The following is a 25,951-nucleotide window of genomic DNA, read 5'->3' on the forward strand; positions in this document are numbered from 1 at the left end:
AACAAGGCATGAAATAGGTGCCTGATTTCATATATATCATACAGTGAGAATAAATGCTTTTGCCAAAGTATACGGATCAGGGAGGTAAGGATGAAACAGACACTTATTTTTGCGCATAGAGGTTCGGCAGGAACACAGCCGGAAAATACGATGGCCTCGTTCGAGGAAGCGATTTCAGTCGGAGCCGATGGAATCGAACTGGATGTGCAATTGACGAGAGATGGCCAGTTAGCAGTGATCCATGATGAAAAAGTAGATCGAACAACAGACGGCACGGGTTATGTGAAGGATTTGACCTTGGAAGAAATTCTTACATTGAATGCCTCGTATACATATAAAAAGGATGTAGGGCATAAAATTCCGACGCTGGAACATGTAATGGGTCTTTTGAAGCCAACTGGATTATTGCTTAATATCGAATTGAAAAATGGTGTGTTTCTTTATCCGGGCATGGAGGAAAGAGTGATCTCACTCATACGGGAATATGGTATGCAAGATCGTGTAATCCTGTCTTCCTTCAATCATTACAGCTTGGTGTACTGTTACCGGTTAGCTCCTGAAATTGAAACAGCCCCTTTGTACAGGGATGGCCTCTATATGCCATGGGTGTATGGAAAAGCGATCGGTGCAAAAGGATTGCATCCGTCTATAAAGGCAGCACCTGACCCGATCATTATCGAATCAATGAAAGAAGGAATGGCGGTACGCCCATACACGATCAATGATCCGCAAAAAATGGAATCGTTGTTTGCAATCGGATGTACGGCCTTTATTACGGATTATCCAAAAAAAGCGGTTGAGCTGCGGAATAAAAAATAAGCGGAAGGCATGATGCCAACCGCTTATTTTGTTTTAACAGAAAGTGGATCAAACATTTCTTCTTGTGCTGAACCTTTTTTGCACCTTGCTTCTTTTTCGGTCGCGGTGGAGAATAAAGCCAGCTATAAATCCCACTCCTGCGACCATGAAGATGAATCCGCAGATGAATTGGATGGTGAGTGAAGGGAAAGGCGTTTTCAACAGTCCGAACACCATATCCCTCATTAATTTTATCCCGATTGCAGCGAAAACCCCTGGAATAAATAAAATTAAAAATGCCAGAAATCTTACCATATACGCATCCCCTTTTTTAAACCCTTACTTGTAGAATAGAATATTATGAAAATTTGTCAATAGTCTCCATTTATCGTACTATATAGGAGAAGCGTGAAAAAAATTGCACGGTAACTATGCATGAATTTGCAGGCTGCCTGAGCGTAGTGTGTATATTGGTACGAAACAGCTGGGAAAGGAAGAGTGCAATTATGCAAAAAGTAATGATTGTCGGTGCGGGAAAAGGCGGTACAGCTATATTGAAATTATTGCTAGAAATCGATTTTCTGCAGGTTGGGGCAGTGGTCGACTTGAATCCTACTGCACAGGGAATGATTCTCGCTGATCAATTGGGCATTTCCAATGGCCAGAAGTGGGAATTGTTGCTGGACAGCACTTTCGATATCATCATCGACGTAACAGGCGATGAAGCTACATACGAAGAAATAAGGACTTCTAAAGGGAAACGCACAGTCTTGATTCCGGGTACGGTTGCCCATGTATTATCGAAGCTGTTGGAGGAAAAAGAAGGATTAATTGAAACACTCAAAAAAGAATCCCATCGACGAAACCTCATATTTAACTCTACGGATGAAGGAATGGTTGGGATCGATAGAAATAATATCATCAACCTGTTTAACCGCAGCGCTGAAAAAATGATCGGAAAGAAGCGGGAGGAGGCAATGGGCAGACCGGTTAGTGAGGTTATCCATAATAGCCGACTGCCGGAGGTAATTAAATCAGGAAAAATCGAATCCAATAGGGAGCAAATATTGGAAAATGGCCTGAAAATCATCACAACCCGTTTTCCAATGATGAATGAGGAACAATCGGTGATAGGTGCTTTCGCTGTTTTTAAGGATATAAGCGAAGTGGTCAGCCTGGCCGAAGAAATAACGGATATGAAAGAGATCCAAACAATGCTGGAAGCCATTATCCAATCAAGCGATGATGCTATATCCGTTGTGGATGAAGAGGGCAGGGGCATTATGATCAATAGGGCATATTCACGGATTACCGGCTTGAGCGAGGAAGAGGTAATCAATAAACCGGCAAACACCGATATTTATGAGGGCGAAAGCATGCATATGAAAGTCTTAAAAACACGCAGGCCTGTAAGAGGTGTAAAGATGCTCGTAGGCCCTTTCAGAAAAGAAGTAATCGTAAATGTAGCGCCGATTATTGTGGATGGGAAGCTTAAGGGAAGTGTCGGTGTTATACATGATATGTCGGAAATACAGGAATTGACCCAGGAACTGCACCGTGCAAGGCAGATTATCAGGACACTGGAGGCTAAGTATACGTTTGACGATATAATCGGCCAATCGCAGGAAATGCTCCTTGCCATTGAACAAGGGAAGTTAAGTGCACGCACACCGGCGACTGTTCTCCTGAGAGGAGAGTCAGGAACCGGGAAAGAATTATTTGCACATGCCATCCACAATGAAAGCGACCGGAAATTCAATAAATTCATTCGGGTCAATTGTGCAGCCCTGTCTGAACCGCTACTGGAAAGCGAGCTGTTCGGATATGAAGAGGGGGCGTTTTCGGGAGCTAAACGCGGCGGGAAAATAGGGCTGCTGGAAGAAGCGAACAATGGCAGTATTTTTCTGGATGAAATCGGAGAAATCAGTCTTCAGATTCAAGTGAAATTATTGCGTTTCCTTCAGGAAAATGAAATTGTCCGGGTCGGAGGAACCAAGCCGGTTCCTTTAAATGTCCGCGTCATTGCTGCTACAAATGTCAATCTGGAAAAGGCGATCATGAACGGGCAATTCAGGGAAGACCTCTATTACCGCCTGAACAGGATGCCTATTTTTATTCCTGCTTTACGTCAAAGAAAAGGCGACCTTCCTTTATTGATTGACTATTTATTGAGGAAGCTGAACCAGGAGTATGGGCGAAATGTAGAAGGAATCTCAAATGGAGTGCTGGAAAAGATGGAAGCGTATCCTTTTCCGGGAAATGTGCGTGAACTGGAGAACATTTTAGGGAGAGCCATCATTTTTATGGCTTATAATGAAACGGAAATTGGGTTGCGCCATATCCCTGACTTCATGCACATGGGAGCAGGCGCAAAATCGCTTCGCCCCAATAAGGCGGAGTCTGCTGAAGCCGGCACCTTACAGGAAAAGCTAGAAAGGTATGAAAAAGACTTGATTGAAGAAGCCTTGGCCAAACATGAAGGAAATAAGACAGCTACTGCCAAGAGCTTGGGGATATCTGTCCGTACTTTATATTACAAGATGGAAAAATGGCATATTGAAGAAAATAGCATGCAATAAATTTCATGGTATGAAAAATTTTGCATGCATCCATTGAAGTTTTTTTCCGCAAAGTGTGTACTATTTGTTGATATTAGAATGTAATACATCGTTTTTTTGGATATATTTAAAGTTGGCATGGCATTTGCATATAATAAAGGTGTCAACGTGGAAAAGAAGGGTTGAAATACAATGAACTTACAACAACTATTGAAGCAGGCTGCCCAAAAAGAAAAGACGACTGTTGCTGTTGCTGCCGCTGGGGATATGGATGTTTTGGAAGCGGTTAAGCATGCTGTAGAACTACATATTGCTGATTTCCGCCTATACGGGAATCAGAGTGAAATCCAGAACTATATGAAGGAATTGGACCCTTCTTGGCTTGAAACCGAATCTGTCGCTATTTTCCATTGCGAGTCAGCAGAAGAAGCGGCTCGGCAAGCGGTAAAATCGGTCCATGATCAAACGGCCCATGTCCTCATGAAAGGGAATGTTCCTACAGCAGTCATTTTGAAGGCAGTGCTGAATAAGGAATACGGGCTGCGGGGAGATGGCGTCCTATCCCATATTGCAGCGTTCGAGGTGCCAGGATATGAACGGCTGATATTTGTCAGTGATGCGGCGATGAATATCGCGCCTACCCTCGAGCAAAAAGCAGACATTATTACGAACAGTGTGAGAACTGTTAAGTCCCTTGGGGTTTTAAGGCCCAAGGTAGCTTGCCTTGCTGCAGTAGAAACCGTAAATCCAGCCATGCCGGCAACACTGGATGCTGAAGCGCTTACTGCCATGAATAGGGACGGAAGATGGGCAGACAGTGTGGTAGAAGGGCCGCTTGCGCTGGATATCAGTATTTCCGGACATGCGGCGGAACATAAAGGGATCAAGGGAGAAGTTGCGGGAAAAGCAGATATCCTCATCGTCCCAGCTATTGAAGCAGGCAATGTCCTGTATAAGTCATTAGTTTATTTTGCAGGCGCCAAGGCTGCAGCCGTTATTGCCGGTGCAAAAGCGCCGATTGTTTTGACATCAAGGGCGGACAGTGCCGAAACAAAGCTTTATTCGTTGGCGATGGCAGTTGTTTGCTCAACCAAGTAAGAAAATATACAAAGAACAGATAGGGAACAGGGAGGAATTACACATGGAAGTCTTTAAATATATGGAGAAATATGATTATGAACAACTTCTTTTTTGCCAGGATGAACAATCAGGGTTGAAAGCGATTGTCGCAATCCATGATACAACACTTGGACCTGCATTGGGCGGTACGCGCATGTGGTCCTATAAAAGTGAAGATGAAGCGATTGAAGACGCTTTGAGACTTGCAAAAGGAATGACATATAAAAATGCGGCGGCAGGATTAAATCTTGGCGGGGGCAAAACGGTCATTATCGGTGATTCACGCAAGGACAAAAATGAAGAAATGTTCCGGGCTTTCGGCAGATTCATCCAAGGATTGAATGGACGTTATATTACAGCTGAAGATGTGGGCACAACCGTGGCTGATATGGATTTGATCCATGAGGAAACCGATTTCGTAACAGGCATTTCACCTGCATTCGGCTCTTCAGGCAATCCATCGCCTGTGACCGCTTACGGCGTCTATCGAGGCATGAAAGCAGCTGCCATGGAAGCATTCGGTTCCGACTCGCTGGAAGGAAAAGTTATTGCTATTCAAGGTGTAGGTAACGTAGCATATAATCTATGCAAATACTTGCATGAAGAAGGTGCTTCCATCATCGTTACGGATATCCATAAAGATGCGGTTAAGCGTGCGGTCGATGATTTTGGCGCAAAAGCTGTAGATCCGGAAAAAATCTACTCGGTCAATTGTGATATTTATGCACCTTGCGCATTAGGAGCCGTCATTAATGATGAAACCATTCCTCATCTAAAAGCCAAGGTTATTGCAGGAGCCGCTAATAATCAATTGAAAGATCCGAAGCACGGCGACCTGATCCATGAAATGGGCATCCTATATGCCCCTGACTATGTGATAAACGCAGGCGGTGTCATCAATGTAGCCGATGAGCTATACGGTTATAACCGTGAGCGTGCCATGAAAAAGGTAGAGGGCGTTTACCAGAGCATTGAGAAGGTCATTAACATCGCAAAACGCGATGGTGTACCGACATATGTTGCTGCCGATCGCATGGTTGAAGAAAGAATTGAAAGAATGCGAAACTCACGCAGTCAATTTTTGCAAAATCCAAAAAGTATACTCAATATGAAAAAGTAATAATGGCTGTAAGGGTAGACCTGCCATCTTAATTGTCAGCGGAATATATATAGATGCATTCCAGGAACGCAGCACAATCATTACTACGCACAGTTAAATCATCTCATTTAGCTGTACGATTAAACGGAGGTTTATCAGTTGCAAGGAGAAAAACATCGGGTTTTAGTAATCAATCCAGGCTCCACATCCACCAAAATAGGTGTGTTCGATGGTGAATACGCTGTCCTGGAAAAGACTATACGCCATGAAACCAGTGAAATAAATGCATTTGAAAGCATCATATCCCAATATGAATTCAGAAAGCAGACCATTCTAGAAGCGCTTCATGAAGAAGGGATAAACATATCAAAATTAAGTGCTGTATGCGGAAGGGGCGGGTTGCTGCGTCCGATTGAAGGCGGCACTTACGGGGTGAATGATTTGATGCTACAGGATTTGAAGGCAGGATACAACGGGCAGCATGCCTCTAATCTTGGAGGAATCATTGCCTATGAAATTGCCACTGGTTTAAATATTCCCGCCTTCATTGTAGATCCGGTAGTCGTGGATGAACTGCAGCCGATTGCCAGGATTTCTGGCTTTGCCTCAATTGAGAGAAAAAGCATTTTTCATGCGTTAAACCAAAAAGCGGTTGCCCGCAGGGAAGCTGAAAAAATGGGGAAGGCATATGAAGACCTTCGGTTGATTGTTGTCCATATGGGCGGCGGTATTACGGTCGGGGTCCATAAAAATGGCCGAGTCATTGACGTAAACAATGGATTGAATGGGGATGGCCCTTTCAGCCCAGAGCGTGCTGGCACAGTCCCAGCAGGAGATTTGGTCCGGCTATGCTTTTCAGGCGACTTTTTCCGTGAAGAAATAATGAAACAGCTGGTCGGGCAGGGAGGCATGGTCGGATACCTTGGAACCAATGATGCCGTGAAAGTGGAAAAAATGATCAATAATGGCGATGAAAAGGCAAAGCTGATCTATTCCGCCATGGCTTATCAGGTCGCTAAGGAAATCGGGGCGGCCGCAGCCGTGCTGGAAGGGAATATTGATGCCATCATCCTGACAGGGGGGCTTGCCTATGGCAAAAGCTTCACTGAAGATATTTCCTCCCGTATCAGTTGGATTGCCGACGTCATCGTCCATCCGGGGGAGAATGAACTTCAAGCGTTGGCAGAAGGGGCTATCCGGGTATTATCCGGATCCGAAAAAGCGAAAATATACAAAAAATGATTGAATAGTTTTTCACAAAGCGATTTTTTAGGTAGAATTATAGAAGTGCACGTTCAGGCAGCTCAGGCACATTTGTTTCTTTGGGTCCAAAGAATGATGTGCCTAAACTGCCTGTACTGCATGGGAAACCATATATCCAACCCGAAGGAGGAAATAGGATGGCAAAGGAATATGATGTTGTGGTTGTCGGCGGCGGTCCCGGTGGATATGTAGCGGCAATCCGTGCTTCACAGCTAGGTTTAAAGACTGCTGTAGTCGAAAAGCAAAAGCTGGGCGGAACATGTTTACATAAAGGATGCATCCCTTCAAAAGCTTTACTAAGAAGTGCGGAGGTGTATCAACAAACGAAAAATAGCTTCGACTATGGAATTATCTCCGGTGACCCTTCACTTGATTTCTCCAAAGTCCAGGAACGTAAAGAAGGCATCGTCACAACTCTGTTTAATGGGATTCAACACCTGATGAAAAAGGGCAAGATTGATGTTTATGATGGAATTGGACGCATCTTGGGCCCTTCCATTTTTTCTCCGATGCCGGGAACGATTTCGGTTGAAATGAATGATGGCTCCGAAAATGAAATGCTGATTCCGAAAAATGTCATTATTGCTACTGGCTCAAGACCGCGTTCATTGCCTGGCCTGGATATTGACGGTACATATGTCCTTTCCTCAGATGAAGCGCTCTCGCTTGAAGAATTGCCGAAAAGCATGATGATTGTCGGCGGCGGGGTAATCGGCATTGAATGGGCCTCCATGCTCAATGATTTCGGCGTGGAAGTCACTGTTATCGAATATGCTTCTGCAATCTTGCCAACAGAAGACCACGATATCAGTAAGGAAATGCAAAGGCTGCTCAAAAAGAAAAAAATAAAAGTGGTAACGAATGCCAAGGTACTCCCTGATACTGTAGAACGAGGGGACTCCGGCGTAACGGTCCAGGCTGAAGTGAAGGGGGAAATCCAAACCTTCACTGCTGATAAGATGCTGGTCAGTGTTGGAAGACAAGCGAATATTGAAGGCATCGGCCTTGTAAATACGGAGATTCAAACTGAGAATGGGTTCATTGTAACAAATGACTATTATCAAACGAAGGAATCACATATTTATGCAATCGGTGATGTGATCGGAGGCTTGCAGCTGGCGCATATGGCATCCCATGAGGGAATCACTGCAGTCGAACATATAGCAGGAGAGAATCCGCATCGATTGGATGCATTGCAGGTGCCTAAATGTGTCTATTCCCATCCAGAGGTTGCTAGTGTTGGATTGACTGAACAACAGGCCAAAGAAAAAGGATACTCTGTGAAAATAGGGAAGTTCCCTTTCAAAGGAGTAGGGAAGGCCTTGGTATTGGGTGAAAGCGATGGTTTCATCAAAATGATTGCAGATGCAGAAACGGAAGACCTGCTTGGGGTGCACATGATCGGTCCGCATGTGACTGATATGATTTCCGAAGCTGGATTGGCGAAGGTTCTCGACGCTACACCTTGGGAAATCTCCCATACAATCCATCCACATCCATCTTTATCTGAAGCGATGGGCGAGGTTGCTTTAGCGGTTGAGGGAATGGCTATCCATTCATAAAAAAAGGCGGAAGAATACAATAAGGGCCTTTTTCATAATGGCTGAATAGAGGCCTGGACCTGTAAATCTGCTATCTACCATTTTCCTATAAGAGGAGGAAACGATATTGGAAAATCGACATAAAGACCTTGGTCTTTCAAATGAAAAACTGTTAAACATGTTTGAAACAATGCTGCTTTCACGCCGCATCGATGAACGTATGTGGCTGTTGAACCGTTCGGGGAAAATCCCTTTTGTCATTTCGTGCCAGGGGCAGGAAGCAGCACAGGTAGGCGCAGCATTTGCGCTTGATCCTGAAAAGGACTATGCGCTGCCTTATTACCGAGACGTAGGTGTTGTCCTAACATTCGGCATGACTGCACGCGATTTAATGCTTTCAGGATTTGCCAAGGCTGAAGATCCAAATTCCGGCGGCCGCCAAATGCCCGGCCACTTCGGACAAAAGAAAAATCGTATTGTAACTGGATCATCGCCGGTAACGACTCAGGTCCCTCATGCGGTAGGATTAGCACTTGCCGGAAAGATGGAAGGAAAAGACCTAGTGACATTTGTTACGTTCGGAGAAGGTTCAAGCAATCAGGGGGATTTCCATGAAGGGGCGAACTTTGCGGGTGTGCATAAGCTGCCTGTTATCTTCATGTGTGAGAATAATAAATATGCCATCTCAGTCCCGATTGAAAAACAACTTGGATGTGCAAACGTTTCAGACCGCGGCATCGGCTATGGCATGCCTGGCATCACTGTGGATGGAAATGATCCTCTTGAAGTCTATAAAGTTGTGAAGGAAGCGGTCGACCGTGCCAGAAGAGGCGAAGGGCCAACCTTGGTAGAAACAGTTTCCTATCGGTTCACTGCCCATTCAAGTGATGACGACGACAGGGTTTATCGTGCACAGGATGAAGTGACGGAAGCCAAATCGAAGGATTCAATCGTTACATTTGCTGAGTATTTGAAGCACTTCGGAATACTGGATGACGCACAGGAGAAAGCGATGAATGACCGTATTATGCAGATTGTAAATGAAGCTACGGATTATGCTGAGAATGCAGCCTACGCAGAACCTGAAAGCGCAATGAAATATGTATATGGTGAAGAGTAAGGAGGGAAAACGATGGCTGTAATTTCATATATAGATGCTGTTACAATGGCAATCAGAGAAGAAATGGAACGTGATGAACGTGTATTTGTATTAGGGGAAGATGTAGGTAAAAAAGGCGGGGTATTCAAAGCGACCCATGGTTTATATGAACAATTTGGAGAAGCGCGTGTATTGGATACGCCCCTTGCAGAATCGGCTATTGCCGGTGTAGGGATCGGGGCTGCCATGTATGGCATGCGGCCGATTGCCGAAATGCAATTTGCGGATTTCATTATGCCTGCCGTAAACCAAATCGTCTCTGAGGCTGCAAAAATACGATACCGTTCAAATAACGATTGGACTTGTCCAATGGTTATCCGAGCACCATATGGCGGAGGTGTCCACGGGGCGCTGTACCATTCACAATCGGTCGAAGCGATGTTTGCTAATACACCAGGATTGAAGATAGTGATGCCTTCTACCCCTTATGATGTGAAAGGGCTCTTGAAAGCAGCTGTGCGCGACCCTGATCCGGTCCTGTTCTTTGAACATAAACGCGCTTACCGTTTAATCAAGGGCGAGGTGCCGGAAGACGACTATGTACTTCCTATAGGCAAGGCCGACGTAAAACGTGAAGGGGATGATATTACAGTCATTACATATGGATTATGTGTACACCACGCCCTTCAGGCAGCAGAAAAATTGGCCAGCGACGGCATCTCTGCACATATCCTTGACTTGAGAACTGTATATCCGCTTGATAAAGAAGCAATCATTGAAGCGGCTTCCAAGACTGGCAAGGTCCTATTGATTACGGAAGCTAACAAGGAAGGCAGCGTAATAAGCGAAGTGGCTGCCATTATCGCCGAAAATTGCCTGTTTGACCTGGATGCGCCAATCCAACGCTTGGCCGGCCCTGATGTTCCGGCGATGCCTTATGCGCCGACCATGGAAAAATTCTTCCTTGTAAACAGCGATAAAGTGGAAAAAGCAATGAGAGAATTAGCTGAGTATTAATCTGAATGTAGTTAAGGGGGTTTAAACTGTGGCAATTGAAACGATGAAGATGCCCCAATTGGGCGAAAGTGTAACGGAAGGGACCATCAGTAAATGGTTGGTGGCTCCCGGAGATAAAGTCAATAAATATGACCCGATTGCCGAAGTCATGACAGACAAAGTGAATGCCGAGGTGCCTTCTTCCTTTACAGGTATCATCAAAGAATTACAGGCTGAAGAAGATCAAACATTGGCAGTTGGCGAGCCGATTTGTACGATCGAAACGGAAACTACAACCGGAAATGCTGCTTCAGCTCCGATTCAAGAAGCAGCCGAATCCAAGCCAGCAACGGCAGGAAATACGGCTGCTGCATCTGGAAAAGGAGAAAATGCGGGCCGTTATTCACCGGCAGTCCTTCGCTTATCCCAACAGCATAATATTGACTTAACCACTATTGCAGGTACAGGGGCTGGTGGACGAATCACCCGTAAAGATATCCTTTCATTGGTTGAAAAGGGCCAATCGGCTGCTGTTCAAGCGGAACCAGCGCAGCAAACTGAGTCAACTCCTGTTGCAGCAACAGGTTCAACGACTAAAGAAGCAGCAGCAAAACCAGCTCAGCCAAGTGTTCAGCCAGTTGCTTCTGCGGGGGATGTAGAAATTCCAGTAACGCCGGTACGGAAAGCAATCGCAAACAATATGTTGCGCAGCAAGCAAGAAGCTCCCCATGCATGGATGATGGTGGAAGTGGATGCTACAAATTTGGTCAACTACCGTGATGCGGAAAAATCGGCGTTTAAACAAAAAGAAGGGTATAATCTGACTTACTTTGCGTTCTTCGTAAAAGCAGTGGCTCAAGCTTTGAAGGAATTCCCGCAAATGAATGCCATGTGGGCTGGCGACAAAATCATCCAAAAGCACGATATCAATTTGAATATCGCTGTTGCAACGGAAGATTCATTGTTTGTCCCTGTCATTAAACATGCTGATGAAAAGTCTGTAAAGGGAATTGCACGGGAAATCACAGAGCTTGCCGGCAAAGTACGAAGCGGCCAATTGAAGCAGGATGATATGCAAGGCGGTACATTCACCGTGAACAATACTGGTTCATTTGGTTCCGTCCAAAGCATGGGCATCATCAATCATCCTCAAGCAGCAATCCTACAGGTGGAAGCAATTGTGAAGCGCCCTGTCATCATTGATGGCATGATCGCTGTACGGGATATGGTCAACCTCTGCCTATCACTTGATCACCGTGTGCTGGATGGCTTAGTCTGCGGCCGATTCTTGGCGCGTGTGAAAGAAATTATCGAGAATACAACTAAAGACAATACGCCTATTTACTAATTTGAAAAATGGCTCTATTCCTAGTTTAGGGGGATAGAGCCATTTTTATTTTTTATATAGGCTCTGTTAAAATTTAATGTATATTTTATTTATATTAAAGGGAAATGCCAAAAATGGCATTTCCCTTTCTTCAAACTCAATTAAATACCTTGTTAATTTCAAATTTGTCATAATCCAAAATCCAATCATTATAAGTTTCATATATATATCTTATTGTTTCAGGTGAAGTCGCCAAGATATCACAACCCCTGTCATCGTAAACGTGAAAGATAGTTTTTTTGTTAATATTTATGAAATAAACCCGATGATAGATACGTGGTCTTATTCCTAAATCCTGATTGCATAATGCTTTTAACAAAGGTTTGAATCTAAATTCATTGGCTTTACACTTCAAAATAAATCTATGTGTTCTATATGTTTCTTCTTCATCATCTTCTGGGGAAATATAAGGCATTGATTGGTGCTTTAGTCTATACAATAACGATTTCTCAACATAAGGTGAAAAGTTCTTTAATTCACGTTTAATGCTTTTCCCTTTATTAAAATCATTTACATCCATCACTACAAAGATATCATCCGCAGGAGAATGCAAAGCTTCAAATAAAGTAATCGCCCTTTTATAACAGCCCAATACATATGGGTTATTAGGATAATCATATTCTCTTTTCCACTCTACTCCAAGTTCAAAACGTATCCTAATGTCCCAATTGTAAAACAAAGGGGGTCTAAGCTCTAAATTGGGATATGTTTTGTGCATAAATTCAGTTAAATTCATTCTAACACCTCATAAAAATAAATCTTTATATCATACTAAAGACTAAGGACTAAACATTAAATGTTGACAAACGCAAACTATCATAAGTATCGGTCATTTCAAATATAAAAGATGTAAGCAAGAACTCTTTAATGTAGTGTTTAGTGCTTTCATTACTGCGACTATCTACAAACAAGAACCAGGCAAGATAATTGTCGAGATACTTTGTAGCTACACCCTTAAATCGGGTTTCATTCGTGAATGAAGACCATTTACATTCTGAATGTGATACAAACCCTTTATAACGTGCTTACCATCATTTGATTTAATACGATAATGCTCTATTCCTTTTTCTTTTGCATACGTTTTATAGGCTCTCCGAGCATCTATAACAAGTACATTATCAGGTGTTAATTTAGAGCCAATCATGCTTTCCACTTTGGTTTTAATAACACGACCCATACAAGCGTGACCCAAGTAACCCTACGATTTCAGCAGATTTTCGTAAAGAATAGCCTTTGAACATACAATCGACAAATATAATCCATTCATCGCCTTTTCGAGTACGATAAAGAACAGTATTTGTTGTATCAGTAAATGTCTTAGTACAACAATTGCAACGATAGCGTTGACGACCATTATACTTTCCAAACCTTACAACGTGGTCAGATGTACAATGAGGGCATTCAAATCCTTCTTTGAAACGAGTTTCTCGCATTTCGTTGATTAAACGACTACCGACAGAGGAAGTAGGTTCAACATAACTTTTTATCCATTGAAACACTCTCTCTTTTTCTGTATGTGACAAATTTCCGCTATGTTTTAACAGATTACTGAACGCTTTGCTCAATTTTCACCTCGTGAACATCTGTTCTTGTGCAGATTATACAAAGAATTCGATTAGGTTTCAAATATCAATATTTATCTTTAACAGAGCCTTGGCCAGGGGATCAAAAAAAGCTTAGAAGATTTCATTTTCTTATACTATTGTATTGCCACCCGAAAATAAGGTCTGTTCAAGGTAACGTGCTTTAGTTCGCGATAATCGCTCCTCGGCGCCTGCGCCTGTCCCACTGGTCCAGCAGGAGTCTCGCGCCTTCCGCTATCATAGGATAAGCCGACCATCAACTGTAAATAGAAATCATCCTTTTTAAAAAAAGTCCATATGTAAGCTCAAACGTAAAAAGAATGGTAATAATGGCTGTAAATCCTATATACATGTGTGGATGAGTACACTAAATTAAGATTTTCTCTTTTTACCCATTGAAAAACATCCATAGCCCTTCACTCATCTTAAGCATGTCGGGGCTGATCCATCGTTCTCCACTTTTCTTTTTTCCAGCTCTATACTAGAATGGTAGTATTAGTATATCGCATCTGTTGTTCAGACTTCGAGATTAGCAGTCCACATAGGGAGGTGGGGGCTTCTTTCGTTTCTAGGATAATGTAAGCGTTATCTTGAAGGCGGATGAAGCGTTAACGTATGAACGTACTACAGACCAAGGAAATATTATTTTCAAAAGCGACTAAGCAGGATTGGGAGCAGAAAGCTGCTCTGAGTCTGAAGGGAAAGACGTTGGAAAATCTTTATACACCCACGTATGAAGGCATTACACTACAGCCTTTTTATTCGGGGCATGCGTGTGTGAAGAACGAAAGACCCGGGCTACAACCCTACACGCGCGGTATTGCCGATAAGGAATATAATGAACAACCGTGGAAAATGATACAGCCTTTAAAAGGTGATACATGGGCTGCCATTAAGGATTCTTTAAAGGAGGCAAGCAGCCGCGGTCAGAAGACCATTGTGCTGACTGCTGAACAATTCAACATTCTTACGGTAGCTGAAAAAGAGGAACTCTTTCATTTTGCCCAAAACAAAGATTATGATTTCTTTTTGACAAAGATAGAGGATGCTGCGGAGATTTTTAGCGGTTTGCAATGGTTATCATCTATTGAGGGCATACAAATAAGTGGATCTATGGCTTCAGACCCTATTTTAACGGCTGCTTCTGCTGGAAAGCCCTTGCCTGAAAAAGGTGCCTTCGCCAATTGGTTCAAGTCTTTAAGAGAAGCGGCCATCACGTTGCCTAATATGAGGACTGTTCTGATCGATACAAGTATTGTCCATAATGCCGGCGGCCATGCTGTGCAGGAATTAGCAGTTGGGTTGGCAGCGGCTTCAGAATATATCCATCTAGCTAAACAGAATGGATTGGATGCGGGTTTTATTGCAAAACATTCTTTGTTTACATTTTCGATTGATTCTATTTTCTTCACCAATATTGCTAAATTACGGGCTGCTCGCCGTTTGTGGGCTTGCCTAGGGAAGGATTTGGAGGAAGATCCTGAGTTGTTTAAGATGAATATACACTGTGAAACGTCGTTGTTTACTTCGGCTGTTTACGATCCTTATGTCAATATATTGAGAAATGCCAATCAAGCGTTGGCAGCAGTGCTTGGAGGAGCCCAATCACTAGAGGTGGGACGTTACAATCAAGCAGCTGGAGACAAGAATACGGCATTTTCGGAAAGATTGGCCCGCAATATCCATCTGTTGCTGAAGGAGGAAACGTCTATCGATAAGGTTATTGACCCGGGGGGCGGTTCTTATTATATAGAGCAGCTTACGTCAGATTTGGCGGAGAAAGCATGGGAGCTTTTTGTTGAAATTGAAGAGCGAGGCGGATTAATAGAGACGCTTAAAACAGGGTGGCTTCAGGGCCAGATCAATCGTACATGGGATAACAGGGTTCATCATTTGGAGCACGGCATCGACCGTCTAATCGGGATCAATGCTTATGCTGATATTGATGAAAAGCAGATCGCTATGCCTGATAGTGATACATATGTAAAGGCTGCTGCTGAGTCAATCATGCCTCTTGAAAGCAAAAGGCTAGCGCAGACATTCGAGGGGATTCGGGTAAGATCTTCGAGATATAAAGAACGGATGGGTTCGCTTCCCCAAGTAGGTCTAATATGCCTTGGTACACTGAAATCATATAAGGCACGAGCTGATTTCAGTAAGGAAACGTTGGCGACTGCAGGCATTGAGGGCATTGTCATGGAATATAGCAATGTAGAAAGCTTAGTGGAGGTACTGGAGAAATCACAGTTATCCAACTGTATTCTTTGCGGCACGAATGACCAGTACGAAATAGAGGCTAAAGCATTGGTGGAAGATTTAGCTGAACGACTGCCGAAAGTCCATTTGTATCTGGCCGGCAATATGGGCGAGGATGCGATGCGCCAATTGAAGCAAGCTGGTTTACAAGGTTCCATTGCCAAAGGCGATAATATACGCGCTTTTACTTCAAAGCTGCTGAATGATATGGGGGTGGAGTAAAATGACTGAAAGACATCGATTTTCAAATAAACTGTCTGAATTGGATAGTGGCACGAAGGACGAACAGCGGCTGAATATAGATATGCCAGAAAAGACGTTCGAAAGTAATGAAGAGATTGCGATAAAAAATCTATATCGCTATGAAAATATTGAAGGAAGCGAGCAATTGGGGCACGTCCCCGGATTGGCACCGTTTACAAGAGGGCCCTATCCGACCATGTATGTAAACCGCCCTTGGACAGTACGCCAATATGCTGGGTTTTCAACGGCTGAAGAATCCAATGCTTTTTACCGGCGCAATCTTGCTATGGGCCAAAAGGGTTTGTCTGTGGCCTTCGATCTGGCGACACACCGCGGCTATGATTCAGACCACCCGCGTGTGGTAGGAGATGTCGGGAAGGCGGGGGTAGCCATCGATTCAGTGGTTGATATGAAACAATTATTCGATCATATCCCGCTTGATGTCATGAGTGTAAGCATGACGATGAATGGGGCTGTTCTGCCCATTATGGCCTTTTACATTGTGACTGCGGAAGAACAGGGTGTCAGCCAGGAGAAGCTGGCTGGGACTATCCAGAATGATATTCTGAAAGAATATATGGTTCGCAACACTTATATTTACCCACCTGATATGAGCATGAGGATTATTGCCGATATTTTCAGCTATACATCTAAGCATATGCCGAAATTCAATAGTATTTCCATATCCGGGTATCATATGCAGGAAGCAGGGGCACCTGCTGATATTGAACTGGCGTACACATTGGCGGATGGGCTGGAGTATGTGCGGACGGGCTTGAAAGCAGGCATTGCGATTGATTCCTTTGCGCCACGTTTATCATTTTTCTGGGCGATTGGCATGAACTATTTTATGGAGGTTGCCAAAATGAGGGCGGCTCGATTGATGTGGGCCAAGCTGATGCAGCAATTCGAGCCATCAAATGAAAAATCGGCTATGCTTCGGACGCATTCGCAAACATCTGGCTGGAGCTTGTCGGAGCAAGACCCATTCAATAATGTGACCAGAACGCTTATTGAGGCGCATGCAGCTGCAATGGGGCATACACAATCGCTCCATACGAATGCATTGGATGAAGCGATTGCCCTTCCGACTGATTTTTCGGCGCGCATCGCCCGCAATACCCAGCTTTATCTACAGGAGGAGACTGGCATAACGAATGTGATCGATCCATGGGGAGGATCCTATTATGTCGAGAGCCTGACGAATGAATTGATGGAGAAAGCATGGAAGCATATTGAAGAGATTGAATCATTGGGAGGGATGGCAAAAGCGATTGAAACAGGCATCCCAAAAATGAGGATTGAAGAAGCAGCGGCAAAGCGCCAGGCAAAAATCGATTCAAAAGCAGAAACCATTGTAGGTGTGAATAGGTATCGGCTTGAGGAAGAAGAGCCGTTGGATATCCTTGAAGTTGATAATAGTGCCGTAAGGGAAAACCAACTGGTTAAATTGGCTGCTTTAAAGAAAAGCCGCAATGAGGAAGCTGTGAATAAAGCATTAGCGCATTTGACAGAAGCAGCGGCCAGCGGAGAAGGAAATCTGCTTCAGCTTGCCGTTGATGCGGCAAGAGAAAGAGCGACGCTCGGAGAAATATCATCAGCCATCGAAGCTGTTTCTGGCCGCCATACAGCCGCCATCCAATCAATTTCAGGCGTTTACAGTTCCGCATACAATGAGCAGGAAGAGATTGCCGAAGTCATTCAGATGAACGCTGATTTTCTGGAGCAGGAAGGAAGAAGGCCGCGTATATTGATGGCAAAAATGGGCCAGGACGGCCATGACCGGGGTGTGAAAGTAGTGTCCACGGCCTATGCGGACCTCGGTTTTGACGTCGATATCGGCCCTTTATTCCAGACGCCTGAAGAAACGGCAAGGCAAGCGGTCGAGAATGACGTCCATGTTGTTGGCATGAGTTCGCTTGCAGGAGGCCATAAAACGCTATTGCCGCAATTAGTGTCGGAATTGAAAAAGCTTGGACGGGGAGATATCATAGTCATCGTTGGAGGAGTGGTGCCCCAGCAGGATTACGAATTCCTCCGTTCTCATGGCGCAGCCGCCATATTTGGACCGGGTACTGTAATACCGGCTGCAGCCAAGACAATCCTAGCAGAAATCTATAAATCATTGGGATATGAGGAAGCGTGATGGCTGATCGTCCGCGGTATATCCGAAAAAGGGAAAAAAACACTGATATTGAGGGACTATTCTCTGGAATACGATCGGGAAACCGGGCAAGCCTGGCACAAGCGATTACATTAATTGAAAGCAATGCAGCGGGAGATTTTGAGCCGGCTCAAGCTCTTTTGCAAAAATGCCTTCCATATAGCGGAAACGCAAAAAGAATTGGCATTTCCGGTGTACCAGGAGCAGGTAAAAGTACATTCATTGAACGATTGGGAACAGAACTTTGCGATCACGGACACCGTTTAGCGGTGCTGGCAATTGATCCATCTTCTTCAATCAACGGGGGGAGTATTTTAGGAGATAAAACAAGGATGGAACGCTTGTCCGGTCACGAGCAGGCGTTCATCCGCCCTTCGCCGTCGGAAGGAATATTGGGAGGAGTGCATCGGAAGACAAGGGAAAGCCTTATATTATGTGAAGCGGCAGGCTACGATATTCTTTTTATAGAGACAGTCGGGGTTGGACAAAGTGAAGCAGTCGTCCGCGGTATGTGTGATTTCTTTATGCTCTTGGTCATAACCGGTGCCGGGGATGAACTGCAAGGGATGAAAAAAGGAATTATGGAATTGACAGACGCTATCGTTGTCCACAAAGCGGACGGATCGAATGAACAGCAAGCAAATGGTGCAAAAATTGAATATAATAGGATCTTGCGCTTCTTGCAGCCTGCAACAAAGGGCTGGAAAACAAAAGCCCATACATGTTCATCGCATACTGGCACTGGAATGGACGAGGTGTGGAAAATGATTCTCCGTTTCTTTGAGATTGGCTCGGATTCGGGAAGTCTTCTGGACAGGAGAAGAGAGCAGGTCAGGGAGTGGATGAGGCAATCTTTAACGTACCAGCTTAATAGATGGTTTTATTATGAACCCCATATGAAAGAAGTCTTGCCAGTATTGGAAAAAATGGTCATGCAAGGAGAAAAAACGGTCAGTCTTGCTGTACAGGAGGCATTGGAGGCTTTTAAGAAGCAATTGGATGGTTCCAGATGAGAGGTTATTACAAAAGACTGGGCTGCATGGAAGTGATGTATTCCATGCAGCCCATGAATGGGAGTATCGGGAGATCTAAGGTGTAACGGTATATTTCCCAAATCAGTGAATAATAAACATCCTAAACAGTTGAACAATCCCATTTCCTTTTGATATGATAAATGAAATGCCACATAAGTAGGAGAGATGAACATGAGTATGAATTTCAATTTTTTCATGAATGATGTTGTCAAACAAGCCCGTGATGAAATCAAAGCGGCTGGATATACAGAGTTAACGACTCCGGAATCAGTTGAGGAAGCACTGTCCCAAAAAGGTACAACACTTGTAATGGTCAATTCCGTATGCGGTTGTGCCGGCGGAATTGCCCGTCCAGCGGCAGCCTATGCGGTACACTATGACCGTAAACCGGATCAATTAGTAACTGTTTTTGCAGGACAGGATAAAGAAGCGACAGAGAAAGCAAGAAGCTATTTCGGAGAATATCCTCCATCTTCTCCATCATTTGCCCTTTTAAAGGATGGAAAAGTTTGTACAATGGTGGAACGCCATGAAATTGAGGGCCACGATCCTGTTTCTGTTGTGAATAAACTACAGCAGCATTTCGATCAATATTGCGAAGAAGTATAAGAAATAAAAAAAAGCATCCCGTCTGTTGAGGCAGGGTGCTTTTTTATGGAATCCTATTTTTCAAAGCTAGCAAGGAAGGAGCGTAACTGTTCAGAATCCTCTTTATTCAATGGGTGATAAAGAGATTGGCCATCTTTTTTTATTATTAGGCGATAATCGCTGGCCCATATATGATACATGACCATTGATTTGCCTGAAGGGCGGTTATTGAAATAAAATCTATAATCGGGGGTTTTAGCCCTGCTTTTGGAGATCCACTTATTTTGTGCAGTCCACTCGCCTTTTGCTAAGACTTTCGTCATGGATGAAGCGTCTTCGGCGTCAATCCTATTCTTATAGGCGAAGAATGTATAACCGGATTTCCCCTTTTTTTGAATCGTCACATAGCTATCGTTGCTTGCTGCACATCCTGTCATTAAACTGGCAATAAGCATAGTAGAAAGTGTAATCATCCATTTCCTCACGTTTCGTTCCCCTTTTTGTAGAATCTTCTTTATTCCATGATGATTGCTGATGAAAAGCTAAAATGGGTTACTCTCCAAATATGGTCAGGCTGCTGTCTTTTAACAGCCATTCGTTCAAAGCCGGCAGCGAATAGTAGATTTTATTGCCTATCTGCAGATAGGGCAAATAGCTTTCGCTTGAACCGGTGGAATTTCGGTTTGGTCCAAGCAATTTTAACTCCGTTTCGGAAATGCCTAGGTAGGAAGCGGCTTCTTTTTCTGTCATTAATGAAGTGACTTTTGTTTTTGGGCGTTCATTTGCTATTGCCTTGGCATGAACCTCTGCATATTCAATAATGGCATGGCTGATCATCCAGCATCCCATCAATAAACAGAGGGCCAATGACACAATAGAACCAGCAATAATATAAGATTTCATCTAACTTGCCCCTTTCCGCTTTTCTTATAAATAGGGCTTAATGAGCCCATGGGCTTTGTCAATGGATGTCTCGATATAACCGATGATTTGCCCGAAGGTAAAAACATTCAAAGAATTTACGCCTTGGTGCTCCAGTATTTCCATATCTTTCTTTATTTCTTTCATAAACTGTTTGGCAGTTGTGCCAGGCACAAAAGGAAGATCAGGTAGCGTCATTTCTTCCATCCGGTCACAAATATCGTCCGCTGAAAGCCCATAATGCTTTACTAATAGGGGGTTTAAGGTGACAAAATCTTGGTGGTACAGGCTGGCCATTGAAGGATCATCGTTGATACGGTTTCGCAGCCAAGGCATATAAAAACCGTTCAGCCAGAGGTCATCTGCTATAAGATGCGCATAATAGCCGAGAAAATAATCTTTATGCTGATTGCATAGCTTCTTTTTAATGAACCCTTCATAATCGATGATCCTTGTATAATCTTCGTATGCCCCCCTATAATAATGGGCTTTATCTTTTGGCTGCCCTGCATCAACGGCAACTCCACCAATACAGAAAGCTGACTTGTCTGAAAGGGGGAGCAAGGAAGCCAGCTTCTTTGCAATGATATAATGCATGACACGTGATCCCATTCAAATCCTCCTATTCTCTCTTTTTAGAAGCTAATCCAGCTTTTTAATAAATGTTGATTCTAAAAGAATATATTTCTTTAGGGGTGTTGGCGGAAGGAGCAGTAGGTGAATTCATTGCCGGTTCGTTTTTTTATTGGTAAATGGCATCATTTTACATTTCTCTTAGAAGATTAATTATACACAAAAATCCAATTTATGGGTTATGTTTCCTGTTTTTACTTTCGCATTTGAAAGGTCCGCAACCAAAGCCCTCCATTCTATTTTAAAGGGGAAGTGTTTCCTATTTTTGATGCAGAAACTCTTCATTTCTTTACGTATTGGAAAGTCGGGTTTATCAAGGGGGGAGCATTCCTTCCTGCTGAAAAAGGGGAAGAAGCACATTTCTCCTTCGGATTTAATGGGAAGTGTAACCCTATAATAGAGTAAGGAGCATCCCTGGGTTTGTATCATAGCTCAAAAAATGGCCCTATCCATTCCGGATGTAGCTTTTCTCTTGCCGGTGATATCTTGAAAACAGCATGCCTACATGCGATACTGTTAATGATTCTATAGGGAATGTCGAAAAAATGGCTAAAGTAGAGAGTAGGTTTACAAACATATGTTTAAGATTGGTTATCGGACGATAAAGACAGCTATCGGTGTAACGATTGCCATTTCCTTGGCGCAATTATTCCAATTGAACAGTTTTCCTTCAGCAGGCATCATCACGATTCTTTGTATACAGGTAACAAAAAAGAAATCGTTGAAAGCGGCGTTCAGCCGTTTGCTTGCTTGTTTGATCGCCATGTTGTACAGTGCCCTGTTTTTTGAAGGGATTGCATTCAATCCGGCTGTCATCGGCCTGATGTTATTGGTCTTCATTCCGACTGTCGTAGCTTTGAAAGTACAGGAAGGTGTCGTTACCAGCAGTGTCATTATCCTTCATATTTATTCGGCTGGCCATGTGACAGCAGGGCTATTATTGAATGAAGTTGGCCTTTTGGTTATTGGGATTACAGTGGCTCTTCTGATGAATCTGTATATGCCGAGTGTTGATGGAAAGCTGAAGAAGGCCCGCCAGCAATTGGAAAGCGATTTTTCTGTTATATTTAAAAAAATGGCGCTTTATTTGCGGACGAACCACAGTGATTGGAATGGCGAAGAACTGATGAGGGCCAGCGATACGATTGCAGAGGCAAAAATATTGGCATTCCGTGATGTCGAGAATCATGTGACAAATAAGGAAGACCTTTATTATCAATATTTCATTATGCGGGAAAAACAGTTTGAAATTGTAGAACGGATGTTGCCATTAGCTGCAATGCTTCCAAAGGATCTTGATTATTGCCATGTCCTTGCTGAGTTTTTGGAAGAATTGGCAGACCATGTGCACCCATATAATACTTCGCATATTTATCTAAAGAAATTGGATGAATTAATGTCGCATGTCCAAAAAATGGATCTTCCTGCCAGCAGGGAAGAGTTTGATATTCAATCCTCGCTGATCGGATTGATCAAAGAGATGGAAAAATACCTGATCCTGAAAAGTATCTATAAAGGTTTTTCACGGCAAAAGGGGCGTATGAAAAAGGAAGCTGCAACCTAAACTAAGAAAAAAGTATAGGGTGAAGCTGATGAAAAAAATAGGGTTGATCTGTATAGTGCTGTGTTTGCTTGGTCCCATGCTCCCAGGAGCCGGAAAAGCGGCACCTTTGAAGGAACCTTCATTGGTTATTGTCAATAAGGCCAATAATAAGCTAGCTTATTTCAAGGATGGGAAAATGGTAGGCATGTATAACGTAGGCACAGGCAAAAGCAATGAATTGACACCGGAAGGCCTGTTCACGTTCGTGGTGAAGGCGAAAAATCCATATTACCGAAAGAAAGATATACCAGGCGGGGATCCGAGAAACCCTTTAGGAACACGCTGGATCGGCTTTGATGCAAAAGGGACGGATGGGCGGACATACGGAGTCCACGGAACCAATGCGCCTTGGTCGATCGGCAGGTACATTTCAAATGGCTGCATACGCATGCATAATAAAGATGTCGAAACATTATATGAGTTGATCCCTTTGGACAGTAAAATACTCGTTACCATGTCCAGTAAAAGCTTTGCAAAGCTGGCGAAGGAATACGGAGCAATGCTATAAGAAAACAGGCCCTGAAGCTGATCAGGGCCTGTTTACATTTTTTAAAATAGAAATGCCACGCCAGTAAGCAGGGTTGACATTAGCATAATAACGATCATTACATATACAGCAATCTTTTGCGCTTTTTTACCCATTTCGAATCTTCCTTTATCAAGAGATTTGATTAGTTACATTTTACATGCATGAGAGTGGAATGACAAGACTGTCATTCCCGGATAGGCTTAAAAGAACGATAGTAAGCTGGAAGGCTATAGGTAGAATAAAAGAATGCTTTTCAAGTATACTGGTGATGAAAGCGTGTACAATTCTTTTATTCATCATAGATTTCGTTTACAATATAAGTTAAAGAAGGAATTTTATGAATATATTGCCGTTTTATATGCCATACATATAGGGATGGGGGAGTCCAAAATGATCAAAGAGGTCGATCATATCGGCATCGCAGTCTCTTCGATTGAGCAGGCGCTCAATTTCTATAGAGATACACTTGGATTGATAGTTGAAGGGATGGAAGAAGTAGAAAGCCAGGGCGTAAAAGTCTGCTTTTTGAATGCCGGGAATACAAGGCTGGAATTGCTTGAACCACTATCGGAGCAAAGCACTGTCGCTGCCTTTATCAAAAAACGCGGAGAAGGCATCCATCATATCGCTTTGGGTGTGGAAAGCATCCAATCGCGCATCGATGAACTGAAATCGAATGGCATCCGAATGATTGATGGCCAATCGCGTACAGGGGCCCATGGGGCACAAGTGGCCTTTCTCCATCCTAAAGCAGCCGGGGGAGTTCTGTATGAATTATGCGAACAGGTACAAAAGGGGGATAAAGGAGAATGATCGATATTTATGATCGAATTAACGAATTGTATGATAAACGGAGAGAAGTGGAACTTGGCGGCGGAGATAGTAAAATCGATAAACAGCATGAAAAAGGAAAACTTACGGCAAGAGAGCGAATTGAGTTACTGGTTGATCCGGGTTCTTTTGTAGAGCTCAGCCCTTTCATCGCTCATCGCTGCAATGATTTTGGCCTTGATGAAGTCGATGGGCCGGGGGATGGTGTTGTAACTGGCTATGGTAAAGTGAATGGCAGAGACATTTATTTGTTTTCACAGGACTTCACTGTCTTCGGTGGGGCATTAGGAGAAATGCATGCCAAAAAAATCGCAAACGTGATGGATCTTGCCGCCAAGAATGGGGCGCCGTTTGTAGGATTGAATGATTCAGGCGGGGCACGGATCCAGGAAGGGGTCGTTTCTCTGGATGGGTATGGCCATATCTTTTACCGGAACAGCATTTATTCAGGAGTGATCCCGCAAATTTCAGTCATTATGGGGCCGTGTGCAGGAGGAGCTGTCTACTCGCCGGCCATCACCGATTTTGTGTTCATGGTGGAAAAAACGAGCCAAATGTTCATAACAGGCCCAAAGGTTATTGAAACGGTTACTGGAGAAAAGATTAGTGCGGAGAATTTGGGCGGGGCAAAAGTACATAATAGTATCAGCGGCAATGCCCATTTCAAAGCGGAATCTGAAGAAGAAGTACTCCGGCAAGTACGGGAACTGCTCAGTTATTTGCCGCAGAACAATCGGGAAAAACCTCCAGTAGAAGAGTATTCCCCGGAAGATGATTATCGTCCTGGACTGACAGATGCAGTCCCTGTGGACAGTGTCCGCCCATACGATGTCAGAGGGGTCATCGAAGAAGTAGTCGATGAAAACAGCTTTATGGAAATCCAAAAGGATTTTGCCCGGAATATTGTGATCGGGCTGGCACGCATAAAAGGGGAAGTGGTCGGGCTTGTCTGCAACCAGCCTAAGGTCCTTGCCGGCGGATTGGACATCGATTCATCCGACAAGGCTGCCCGATTTATCCGCTTTTGCGATTCCTTCCAAATTCCCATTGTGACATTTGAAGATGTAACAGGTTTCTTCCCGGGCATTAAACAAGAACATGGAGGCATCATCCGCCATGGAGCAAAAATTCTGTTCGCATATTCAGAGGCAACCGTCCCTAAATTGACGGTCATATTGCGCAAAGCCTACGGCGGTGCTTATGTGGCATTGAACAGTAAATCAATCGGTGCCGATATCGTTTATTCTTGGCCGAATGCAGAAATAGCCGTTATGGGCCCTGAAGGTGCAGCTAATATCATATTCGCCCGCGAAATTCAGAATAGTGAAAACCCTGAAGGGACGCGCCAGAAAAAAATTGAGGAATACCGTGAAAAGTTTGCCAATCCTTATGTGGCAGCAAGCCAGGGGATGGTTGACGATGTCATTGACCCCCGGGAAACTCGGATTAAAATTGTCCAGGCGCTGGAAATGCTCCGGAACAAGCAGGAATCGAGACCGTACCGCAAGCATGGAAACATCCCATTATAATGGTTAGCCAGGCTCCAATAGGAACCTGGCTTTTTACGGCTGTCTCTGTGAGTGCTACAATGTAAATAAGATATCCAGTACGTTTAAAGGCTGCCTTAAATGCGTGTGGAATCTTTTTGGTCCAGTTAGGGTAAATAGTGTGAAGACCCCTTTTTTTCAGAAAAAGGAGTACAATAA

General features: G+C 43.8%; 23 protein-coding genes and 1 pseudogene. 17 read left to right on the forward strand and 7 right to left on the reverse strand.

The genetic code is table 11. From position 1 onward, the window contains the following. Positions 1-90 precede the first annotated feature (90 nt). Positions 91-819, forward strand: coding sequence for a glycerophosphodiester phosphodiesterase (locus ABC357_RS04705; RefSeq protein ID WP_412886387.1), 729 nt, complete (start codon positions 91-93; stop codon positions 817-819). Positions 820-867: 48 nt separating this feature from the next. On the opposite strand, the gene ABC357_RS04710 is transcribed toward ABC357_RS04705, so the two are convergent. Next, complete coding sequence (locus ABC357_RS04710) at positions 868-1,113, reverse strand: DUF2627 domain-containing protein (protein ID WP_412886388.1); 246 nt, start codon at positions 1,111-1,113, stop codon at positions 868-870. Between the two features lie 191 nt (positions 1,114-1,304). Between ABC357_RS04710 and ABC357_RS04715 the strand changes: the two genes are divergently transcribed. From ABC357_RS04715 to ABC357_RS04750, 8 genes are all read left to right on the forward strand, one after another. Then, the gene (locus ABC357_RS04715; RefSeq protein ID WP_412886389.1) at positions 1,305-3,377 is read left to right on the forward strand and encodes a sigma 54-interacting transcriptional regulator; all 2,073 of its coding nucleotides are present in this window, start codon (positions 1,305-1,307) and stop codon (positions 3,375-3,377) included. A gap of 171 nt (positions 3,378-3,548) precedes the next feature. Continuing rightward, on the forward strand, positions 3,549-4,454 hold the full coding sequence (yqiS, locus tag ABC357_RS04720; protein WP_412886390.1) for a phosphate butyryltransferase: 906 nt from the start codon (positions 3,549-3,551) through the stop codon (positions 4,452-4,454). A 43-nt stretch (positions 4,455-4,497) separates the two neighbouring features. Then, positions 4,498-5,595, forward strand: a complete 1,098-nt coding sequence (gene bcd, locus ABC357_RS04725) for a branched-chain amino acid dehydrogenase (protein WP_412886391.1) — start codon at positions 4,498-4,500, stop codon at positions 5,593-5,595. A 138-nt stretch (positions 5,596-5,733) separates the two neighbouring features. Further along, the gene (gene buk / locus ABC357_RS04730; RefSeq protein WP_412886392.1) at positions 5,734-6,816 is read left to right on the forward strand and encodes a butyrate kinase; all 1,083 of its coding nucleotides are present in this window, start codon (positions 5,734-5,736) and stop codon (positions 6,814-6,816) included. Positions 6,817-6,974: 158 nt separating this feature from the next. After that, entirely contained in the window at positions 6,975-8,399 is a 1,425-nt protein-coding gene (gene lpdA, locus ABC357_RS04735) for a dihydrolipoyl dehydrogenase (protein ID WP_412886393.1), read from the forward strand. 103 nt (positions 8,400-8,502) lie between these two features. Next, entirely contained in the window at positions 8,503-9,498 is a 996-nt protein-coding gene (locus ABC357_RS04740; RefSeq protein ID WP_412888578.1) for a thiamine pyrophosphate-dependent dehydrogenase E1 component subunit alpha, read from the forward strand. Between the two features lie 12 nt (positions 9,499-9,510). Further along, positions 9,511-10,494: an alpha-ketoacid dehydrogenase subunit beta gene (locus ABC357_RS04745; protein WP_412886394.1), complete on the forward strand. Its 984-nt coding sequence runs from the start codon at positions 9,511-9,513 to the stop codon at positions 10,492-10,494. 28 nt (positions 10,495-10,522) lie between these two features. Continuing rightward, positions 10,523-11,821, forward strand: a complete 1,299-nt coding sequence (locus ABC357_RS04750; protein WP_412886395.1) for a dihydrolipoamide acetyltransferase family protein — start codon at positions 10,523-10,525, stop codon at positions 11,819-11,821. Positions 11,822-11,957: 136 nt separating this feature from the next. Here ABC357_RS04750 and ABC357_RS04755 read toward each other — a convergent pair whose 3' ends face one another. Both ABC357_RS04755 and ABC357_RS04760 read right to left on the reverse strand, forming a co-directional pair. Continuing rightward, entirely contained in the window at positions 11,958-12,596 is a 639-nt protein-coding gene (locus ABC357_RS04755) for a DUF3885 domain-containing protein (RefSeq protein ID WP_412886396.1), read from the reverse strand. 49 nt (positions 12,597-12,645) lie between these two features. After that, positions 12,646-13,425: pseudogene (locus ABC357_RS04760) on the reverse strand (IS1/IS1595 family N-terminal zinc-binding domain-containing protein). A 633-nt stretch (positions 13,426-14,058) separates the two neighbouring features. On the opposite strand from ABC357_RS04760, the gene ABC357_RS04765 reads away from it, so the two are divergent. From ABC357_RS04765 to ABC357_RS04780, 4 genes are all read left to right on the forward strand, one after another. Beyond that, positions 14,059-15,921, forward strand: a complete 1,863-nt coding sequence (locus ABC357_RS04765; RefSeq protein ID WP_412886397.1) for a methylmalonyl-CoA mutase family protein — start codon at positions 14,059-14,061, stop codon at positions 15,919-15,921. Between the two features lies 1 nt (position 15,922). Then, positions 15,923-18,088, forward strand: coding sequence for a methylmalonyl-CoA mutase (scpA, locus tag ABC357_RS04770; protein ID WP_412886398.1), 2,166 nt, complete (start codon positions 15,923-15,925; stop codon positions 18,086-18,088). Beyond that, positions 18,088-19,119, forward strand: coding sequence for a methylmalonyl Co-A mutase-associated GTPase MeaB (gene meaB / locus ABC357_RS04775; protein WP_412886399.1), 1,032 nt, complete (start codon positions 18,088-18,090; stop codon positions 19,117-19,119). Before scpA ends, meaB begins: the two co-directional genes overlap by 1 nt. A 192-nt stretch (positions 19,120-19,311) precedes the next feature. Next, positions 19,312-19,749: a BrxA/BrxB family bacilliredoxin gene (locus ABC357_RS04780; protein WP_412886400.1), complete on the forward strand. Its 438-nt coding sequence runs from the start codon at positions 19,312-19,314 to the stop codon at positions 19,747-19,749. Between the two features lie 53 nt (positions 19,750-19,802). On the opposite strand, the gene ABC357_RS04785 is transcribed toward ABC357_RS04780, so the two are convergent. The 3 genes from ABC357_RS04785 to ABC357_RS04795 form a co-directional block, all read right to left on the reverse strand. Further along, the gene (locus ABC357_RS04785; RefSeq protein ID WP_412886401.1) at positions 19,803-20,213 is read right to left on the reverse strand and encodes a hypothetical protein; all 411 of its coding nucleotides are present in this window, start codon (positions 20,211-20,213) and stop codon (positions 19,803-19,805) included. Positions 20,214-20,280: 67 nt separating this feature from the next. Continuing rightward, on the reverse strand, positions 20,281-20,631 hold the full coding sequence (locus ABC357_RS04790; RefSeq protein ID WP_412886402.1) for a hypothetical protein: 351 nt from the start codon (positions 20,629-20,631) through the stop codon (positions 20,281-20,283). Between the two features lie 24 nt (positions 20,632-20,655). After that, the gene (locus tag ABC357_RS04795; protein ID WP_412886403.1) at positions 20,656-21,261 is read right to left on the reverse strand and encodes a hydrolase; all 606 of its coding nucleotides are present in this window, start codon (positions 21,259-21,261) and stop codon (positions 20,656-20,658) included. Between the two features lie 598 nt (positions 21,262-21,859). Between ABC357_RS04795 and ABC357_RS04800 the strand changes: the two genes are divergently transcribed. After that, a complete protein-coding gene (locus ABC357_RS04800) occupies positions 21,860-22,846 on the forward strand; it encodes an aromatic acid exporter family protein (protein WP_412886404.1) in 987 nt (328 codons plus the stop codon). A 28-nt stretch (positions 22,847-22,874) separates the two neighbouring features. Continuing rightward, positions 22,875-23,393: a L,D-transpeptidase gene (locus ABC357_RS04805; RefSeq protein WP_412886405.1), complete on the forward strand. Its 519-nt coding sequence runs from the start codon at positions 22,875-22,877 to the stop codon at positions 23,391-23,393. A gap of 41 nt (positions 23,394-23,434) precedes the next feature. Here ABC357_RS04805 and prli42 read toward each other — a convergent pair whose 3' ends face one another. Beyond that, complete coding sequence (gene prli42 / locus ABC357_RS04810) at positions 23,435-23,527, reverse strand: stressosome-associated protein Prli42 (protein ID WP_412886406.1); 93 nt, start codon at positions 23,525-23,527, stop codon at positions 23,435-23,437. 277 nt (positions 23,528-23,804) lie between these two features. On the opposite strand from prli42, the gene mce reads away from it, so the two are divergent. Continuing rightward, on the forward strand, positions 23,805-24,227 hold the full coding sequence (gene mce, locus ABC357_RS04815; protein ID WP_412886407.1) for a methylmalonyl-CoA epimerase: 423 nt from the start codon (positions 23,805-23,807) through the stop codon (positions 24,225-24,227). Next, entirely contained in the window at positions 24,224-25,774 is a 1,551-nt protein-coding gene (locus ABC357_RS04820; protein ID WP_412886408.1) for an acyl-CoA carboxylase subunit beta, read from the forward strand. The genes mce and ABC357_RS04820 overlap by 4 nt, the downstream gene beginning before the upstream one ends. Positions 25,775-25,951 lie beyond the last annotated feature (177 nt).

Source organism: Bacillus kalamii, from assembly GCF_047238185.1.
Taxonomy (GTDB): domain Bacteria; phylum Bacillota; class Bacilli; order Bacillales; family DSM-1321; genus Bacillus_AD.

Coding starts and splice junctions, on each gene's coding strand:
- ABC357_RS04705 (WP_412886387.1), top strand. CDS start 91: ATGAAACAGACACTTATTTTTGCGCATAGAGGTTCGGCAGGAACACAG.
- ABC357_RS04710 (WP_412886388.1), bottom strand. CDS start 1,113: ATGGTAAGATTTCTGGCATTTTTAATTTTATTTATTCCAGGGGTTTTC.
- ABC357_RS04715 (WP_412886389.1), top strand. CDS start 1,305: ATGCAAAAAGTAATGATTGTCGGTGCGGGAAAAGGCGGTACAGCTATA.
- yqiS (WP_412886390.1), top strand. CDS start 3,549: ATGAACTTACAACAACTATTGAAGCAGGCTGCCCAAAAAGAAAAGACG.
- bcd (WP_412886391.1), top strand. CDS start 4,498: ATGGAAGTCTTTAAATATATGGAGAAATATGATTATGAACAACTTCTT.
- lpdA (WP_412886393.1), top strand. CDS start 6,975: ATGGCAAAGGAATATGATGTTGTGGTTGTCGGCGGCGGTCCCGGTGGA.
- ABC357_RS04745 (WP_412886394.1), top strand. CDS start 9,511: ATGGCTGTAATTTCATATATAGATGCTGTTACAATGGCAATCAGAGAA.
- ABC357_RS04755 (WP_412886396.1), bottom strand. CDS start 12,596: ATGAATTTAACTGAATTTATGCACAAAACATATCCCAATTTAGAGCTT.
- ABC357_RS04765 (WP_412886397.1), top strand. CDS start 14,059: ATGAACGTACTACAGACCAAGGAAATATTATTTTCAAAAGCGACTAAG.
- scpA (WP_412886398.1), top strand. CDS start 15,923: ATGACTGAAAGACATCGATTTTCAAATAAACTGTCTGAATTGGATAGT.
- meaB (WP_412886399.1), top strand. CDS start 18,088: ATGGCTGATCGTCCGCGGTATATCCGAAAAAGGGAAAAAAACACTGAT.
- ABC357_RS04780 (WP_412886400.1), top strand. CDS start 19,312: ATGAGTATGAATTTCAATTTTTTCATGAATGATGTTGTCAAACAAGCC.
- ABC357_RS04790 (WP_412886402.1), bottom strand. CDS start 20,631: ATGAAATCTTATATTATTGCTGGTTCTATTGTGTCATTGGCCCTCTGT.
- ABC357_RS04795 (WP_412886403.1), bottom strand. CDS start 21,261: ATGGGATCACGTGTCATGCATTATATCATTGCAAAGAAGCTGGCTTCC.
- ABC357_RS04800 (WP_412886404.1), top strand. CDS start 21,860: ATGTTTAAGATTGGTTATCGGACGATAAAGACAGCTATCGGTGTAACG.
- ABC357_RS04805 (WP_412886405.1), top strand. CDS start 22,875: ATGAAAAAAATAGGGTTGATCTGTATAGTGCTGTGTTTGCTTGGTCCC.
- prli42 (WP_412886406.1), bottom strand. CDS start 23,527: ATGGGTAAAAAAGCGCAAAAGATTGCTGTATATGTAATGATCGTTATT.
- mce (WP_412886407.1), top strand. CDS start 23,805: ATGATCAAAGAGGTCGATCATATCGGCATCGCAGTCTCTTCGATTGAG.
- ABC357_RS04820 (WP_412886408.1), top strand. CDS start 24,224: ATGATCGATATTTATGATCGAATTAACGAATTGTATGATAAACGGAGA.